This is a genomic window from uncultured Gimesia sp. (assembly GCF_937910335.1).
GTDB lineage: Bacteria > Planctomycetota > Planctomycetia > Planctomycetales > Planctomycetaceae > Gimesia.
Map to the genome: position 1 here is coordinate 1 of NZ_CALEMX010000481.1, position 5295 is coordinate 5295.

General features: G+C 45.8%; 3 protein-coding genes and 1 pseudogene. 3 read left to right on the plus strand and 1 reads right to left on the minus strand.

The genetic code is table 11. From position 1 onward, the window contains the following. Positions 1–171: 171 nt before the first annotated feature. Positions 172–1428: a PQQ-binding-like beta-propeller repeat protein gene (locus Q0668_RS19310; protein WP_298867637.1), complete on the minus strand. Its 1257-nt coding sequence runs from the start codon at positions 1426–1428 to the stop codon at positions 172–174. A 428-nt stretch (positions 1429–1856) separates the two neighbouring features. On the opposite strand from Q0668_RS19310, the gene Q0668_RS19315 reads away from it, so the two are divergent. The 3 genes and pseudogenes from Q0668_RS19315 to Q0668_RS19325 form a co-directional block, all read left to right on the plus strand. After that, positions 1857–2633: an ATP-binding cassette domain-containing protein gene (locus Q0668_RS19315; protein WP_298867639.1), complete on the plus strand. Its 777-nt coding sequence runs from the start codon at positions 1857–1859 to the stop codon at positions 2631–2633. Continuing rightward, entirely contained in the window at positions 2633–4834 is a 2202-nt protein-coding gene (locus Q0668_RS19320; protein WP_298867641.1) for an ABC transporter permease subunit/CPBP intramembrane protease, read from the plus strand. The genes Q0668_RS19315 and Q0668_RS19320 overlap by 1 nt, the downstream gene beginning before the upstream one ends. A gap of 272 nt (positions 4835–5106) precedes the next feature. Further along, positions 5107–5295, plus strand: a pseudogene (locus Q0668_RS19325) (hypothetical protein); the annotation flags it as partial.

Consider the following 5295-nt stretch of genomic DNA (forward strand, 5'->3'; position numbering starts at 1 on the left):
TCCAACCCAGCGCCGTTCCTGCCAATCCTTGCCCTACTATGATGTAGTCAACTTGTTTCAGGGTTGGCATAAGTAATGACACTTTTCTCTATTGCCTGCATCATATTTTAAGTGGATGATAATGCTTAGATTCAATCCGTTCTCTACTTTGATGTTTTGTATAATGTAGTTTCACTTCCCGATACAATACAGATATTCCTGGCGCTTACCAGACGTGCGGCTAGCGGCGCGGTGGAAGATCTGGTTGCCACAAAGGGCAGGGGATGCGAAGCATTCGTCGCCCAGCTGATTTTCTGCGAGTAGTTCGAATTTCTTTGGGTTGGTGCGAAAGACGAACGTTTTACCCTGCTCATTGGAAAAATAGAGGCAATTGTTGGCGAGAACCAAAGAGGAAGAAACTTTCCCGCCCAGACGGCTTTTCCACTGTTCTTCACCGGTCTGGGCATTCCAGCAGTAGGCGATGCCGTTATCATCGACGGCATAGAGATAACCTTGATAGGCCAGCATTGATTGTTCATAACATTTCACGCGATTCGTCCAGACAACCTTTCCGGAACCGTCGGCTTTAACTGCCATCGTCCCTTTTAAGGGAAAACCGCCACTCGTAAAGACTAGATCCTTATCCCAGACCATGGTCCCGCAACTGACGATCCACATCGCGGGGGCTGACCAGAGATTGCTTCCAGTCTGGGGATCAAAACTCGCCACTTTGGAATTGCCACTCAACAGCATTTGATCGCGGCCTGCGATTCGTGCTACGATCGGGGTTGAGAAGTTCATTTTCTCAGGCCGTTTGATGCGCCAGGCCTCGCCGCCCGTTTGTTGATCAAAGGCGGCAATAAAACCATTCTTCTCGTATTCTGAAGTGACAATTACTTTCCCTTGATACAGGATGGGTGAGGGGGCATAGCCAAATTGATAGGCGCGAGGCAGATAACCGCCGGCTTTGATCTGCCAGCGTTGTTTTCCACCAAGATCTAACGCCGTCAACTGAACTCGGTCGAACTGTGGAAAAACGGCGAAAATGGCTTCACCGTTCGAGGCCAGTGTAGGCGAAGCATGTGTATTCTTCTGATGAATCTTCGGGGCAAAATCACCTTGACTGACATCAGTTTTCCAGAGCTGGCGCCCCGTCGCACGATCAAAACAGATCACCGATTGAATTTGTTTCTCTTTATCCGCGGTAGAGATCAAGACACGGTCATTCACTACAATCGGCGAGGAATGTCCCCGACCGGGTACAGGCACTTTCCAGCGAATGTTTTGGGATTCAGTCCACTTTAATACGGGGGTTTCCCCTTCTGCTGCCACTCCATTTGCATTGGGACCACGCCAGACGCGCCAATCATCTTCCGCCTGGGAAGAATTGGTGAACAGGCAAGTGAGCAGCAGGCAATAGATCCAGTCGAGGGGAATCGATAATTTCATCGCTTGGCCTTTAATGTTTCGGTAAATATCAAGAGGAATGCGGCATAGGGGAATCACATGGATGCCATTTATTGTGGTCGAGCCAGTAACGGTGTGCAAGGTGTCTGAGGGATCTTCTTTCACTCATTAAAAAATGGTTTTTTATTGAAAGACGTAAATGCTGTCTTAAGGATGGATCAATGGAGATTCTTTTCTCGGTTCCCTTTTTAACAGGTGACAGACTGGCCATTCGTTTGTTACAATGCGAGTGTTCCAAGACGCGTTGAGCATGCGCCAGCATATCCAAATCACAATTCTCGTGATATCAACGCTTTCTGAAGCAAAGCAATCCATGGAAAGTCTGATTTTATATTGTTGGTTTGTTTGTCTATTTCAAGACAGATGGATTGTGCGTAACGCAAGCGGGTGGATGCAGGGGCAGGGCCAGAATGATTCTAGTAAAAGATCTTACGCGGATATTCGAGGCAGGGAATGAAGATGTTCTAGCCGTTGATCATGTCTCTTTTGCCGTGTCGCAAGGTGAGGTCTATGGTTTGCTGGGTCCCAACGGAGCCGGTAAAACGACGACGCTCAGAATGATTTTAGGGCTATTAAAACCAACCAGTGGTGATGCGGAAGTGGAAGGTTTTCTAGTTTCACGTCAACCTGACGAAATCAAACGTCGCGTGGGACTGGTCTCAACCAGCGCGGGTCTCTACCAATGGTTAACGCCCCGTGAAATCCTTTTTTTCTTCGCTGACGTCTATGGTGTTCCCAAAGATCAGGCCACTGAGCGTATAGCGAATTTAACTCACCTCTTTGAACTGACATCATTTTTAGATCGTCGTTCTGCTACTTTGAGTACCGGACAAAAACAGCGAGTTAATCTGGCAAGGTCACTCATCCACAATCCACCTGTCATGTTGATGGATGAGCCAACCCGCGGCCTGGATGTAGTAGGCAGTAAAGTCATTTTTGACTACATTGACCATTTGCGCGATGCTGGCAAAGCGGTGATTGTCTGCACTCATCGACTCGATGAAGCAGAACAGCTATGTGATCGGTTTGGGTTATTGCATCAAGGGAAAAAACGCTACGAAGGAACTCTGTTAGAACTGAAGCAAAGTACAATGTGTCAGACTTTGACACAAATATTTCTACAATTACTCGACGCGCCTGTTGTAAGTCAGGAGACTAGGGCTTCGATTCAAGAGGATGTGAATTGATGTCGGATTCATCTAAATTGCACGTACGCACTCATTCTTACGCTAGGACATTCCGGTTTTCAGGTCTGTTGAAAAAAGAATTGCGCGAAATTCTTCGTGATCGGCGCACGATTATCACCTTGGTTTTAATGCCTTTGCTGGTTTATCCTCTGCTTGGATTAATGTTGCAGAAGTTTTTTATTACTCAGATGGCAAATCTGGGGAAAGTGGAATATCGCATACTTCTGCTAAACGAATCGGAAGGGGAATTATTTCGAAATCAATTTAACCATGGAGAACAACTTCTCAATTTCAAAGAATATAAAGAGTTCTCGACATCAGAAAAAAACAAGCCCGATGAGACGCTCGAAGAGTTCAAACAGCAAAAGCCGAATATCAAGATCCTGATAGTGGATGAGGCAAACAAAAGTCGAAGCTTAAAATCTTTTGTGCGTAAAGGGGAGGTTGATGTAGGGGTTCAGTTTATTTCCAGTAAAAAACAGCAAGAAGAATTTAATCCCAACAAGCTGGGAGGCCGGTTTGAGATCATCTACGGGGCACAATCCAGGCACAGTCGACGCGTTGCAGACTATGTAGAAAAACGCTTACAGGCGGTCAGGTGGGAATACAGGAATCGACTTCTCAAAGATTTAGGGAAAAGTAACTCCATTCCTTTCAGAGCATCCCTGACAGCAGTCAATACGCAGTCAGGTCAGGCGTTCTCGCTGGTGACTATCGTGCCTCTGATTTTGATTTTGATGACAATGACGGGAGCCGTCTATCCGGCAATTGATTTAACGGCGGGAGAGCGAGAGCGAGGTACGCTTGAAACTTTGATGGCGGCTCCTTTGCCGAGGATGTGGATTTTAAGTGCCAAATTCATCGCGGTTTTAGTGGTTGCTATTATGACCGCACTCGTCAATATGATGGCTATGCTGGCGACCACATATGCCAACGGTTTGGAAACCGTCTTGTTTGGCACGGGCATGACACCTTTTGTATTAATGGAAATCTTACTGTTACTGGTGATCTTTGCCGCTTTCTTTTCTGCGGTTCTACTCTGTATTACCAGCTTTGCCCGTAGTTTCAAAGAAGCTCAGGCGTATTTGATTCCGCTAATGATGATCTCAATGGCACCGGGGATTCTGGGGATGGTACCCGATTTGAAAATGACTCCACTTTGGGCTGTTATTCCGCTGGCGAATATCGTTTTACTCAGTCGAGATTTTCTACTGCATGAAGCACAGCCACTCTTGGTTTTTGTGTCGGTATTTTCAACTTTGTTTTATGGAATTGTCGCTTTAAGTCTGGCGGCACGGATTTTTGGCACTGATACCATTCTCTATCAAAGCAATGCTTCCTGGACCGATTTACTCAAGCGATCAAATAAAACGCATGCAGTGCCCGCCCTCAATAACGCCATACTTTGTCTGGCAGTACTATTTCCTGTGTTTATTCTCTCTGCGTCATTCGTGAGCCGATTAGGCGAGATGTCGATATCGCAACGATTGCTGATTTCAGGAACTCTGACATTCAGCCTGTTTCTTTTGATTCCACTCATATTCGCTCGTATGGGCGCTGTGAAACTTAAAAGTGGATTTCGTTGGTTTCGACCTCGAGCACTGACTTGCCTGGGAGCCATTCTGCTGGGCTTCACTCTCTGGCCATTTGCTTATGAAATCGAAATTCTCTCACTCAGTAATGAACGGATAGAATCGCTTTCCAAATTGTTTGAGTCATTGAAGCTGGAATTAGGGGCTGTTCCCCTGTGGGTCAAATTAATCTCGCTGGCCGTGTTACCCGCGGTTTGTGAAGAATTGTTTTTTCGAGGTTATTTACTAAGCTCCCTCTTAAATCGTTTTTCCAATACGCCTGCGATCCTGATTTCTTCGTTTTTGTTTGCGTTGTTTCATGTGATCGTGAGAGATTCATTATTTATCGAGCGATTTTTTCCCAGTTTTTTTATGGGCCTGGCTCTGGGGTATGTGAACGTGCTTGCTCGCAGTGTGATTCCCGGGATCATGCTGCATATGATTCACAACGGACTGTTACTGACTCTCGCCAATTATCAAGATTACTTTTCCACTTGGAAAATCAATCTGGAAAATCAGAAGCACCTACCCATAGTCTGGCTGGGAAGTTCGATGCTGATCGTCATAATCGGGTTCTTCCTGATACGTGTGGGAAATATCAGACAACCTGATGAAAGTCCTGATCTGTAATAGTATTGCTACTGAATTCCTTCTTAAATCCAGGATCAATCAAGCATGGTTTCCTTCGCGAGTTAACTCGATTACGATAGGGTAGCAGAGTTAATTATATTAGTGGATAGTCATTTTTGAATTTTGGGGTGATCGAGATCACGGGAGTGCGACAACGAAGCACGTAAACAACACTCTTTGCTCTCAATTCCAAGCTTGACAAAGCACTAGTTTCAATAATCTATCTGGTGAAACCCTGACTCGTCGAGACAATTAACTGATGGGAGACGTCGATGCCTCTGAAAATAGTCCTGCTTTTCTTATTTTGTATCATTCCCGCTACTGGTCTATTAGCCGCTCATCAGGAACACCCCAACATTGTTGTGATTCTTGCCGATGATTTTGGTGTAGGTGACATTCAGGCACACTACCCCAAAAACAAAATTCCCACACCTTATCTTGACCGTCTCGTGTCACAGGGG